The following is a 575-nucleotide window of genomic DNA, read 5'->3' as shown; positions in this document are numbered from 1 at the left end:
GTTGAGGTTGAGGTTAAGGTTAAGGTAGAGGTTAAGGTTAAGAATTCACCACAGAAGGACACAGAGATAGAAGGCGGAAGATAGAGGTAGAGACGCACGATCGTGCGTCTGATCAGGCCCAACCCGAAACCCGGGTTAAGGCAAAGGTTGAGGTTGAGAATTCACCACAGATATCACAGATGAGTACAGATTTCAATTATCAATGACCAATGATCAATTGAGGCTAAGGCTAAGGTAGAGGCTGAGAGAATGAGATTTGCTATAACTTGCTAAATAGTAATTGACCAATAAACCAGCAACCAGCAACCAGCACCCAGCAACCAGCACCCAGCAACCAGCAACCAGCAACCAGCAACAAGAACCTGGGACAGACAAGACCATATACAGGGAAGAAAGCCACCAATGTAAAGACTACGGTGGAAACAGAGTCCCGTAGCTCAGTTGGTTAGAGCACTACACTGATAATGTAGGGGTCGGCAGTTCAAGTCTGCCCGGGACTACGGGATAGTGGTTAGTGGATAGTTTATAGTGATTAGTGGATAGTTTATAGTGGATAGTGGATAGTGATTAGTGGC

Annotated in this window: 1 tRNA gene; it reads left to right on the top strand. The window is 45.7% G+C overall.

What is annotated here, in order from left to right:
• The first annotated feature begins 426 nt into the window (after nt 1–426).
• Nucleotides 427–500 (top strand) — tRNA-Ile (locus OQ5_RS0112735).
• Nucleotides 501–575: the final 75 nt, after the last annotated feature.

The sequence above is a fragment of the Anaerophaga thermohalophila str. Valhall genome, from assembly GCF_000250735.1.
In the GTDB taxonomy this organism is placed as follows: Bacteria; Bacteroidota; Bacteroidia; order Bacteroidales; family Marinilabiliaceae; genus Anaerophaga; species Anaerophaga thermohalophila_A.
The sequence above is the reverse complement of the archived record's forward strand: the minus strand, read 5'-3'. Positions and strand labels throughout refer to the sequence as shown.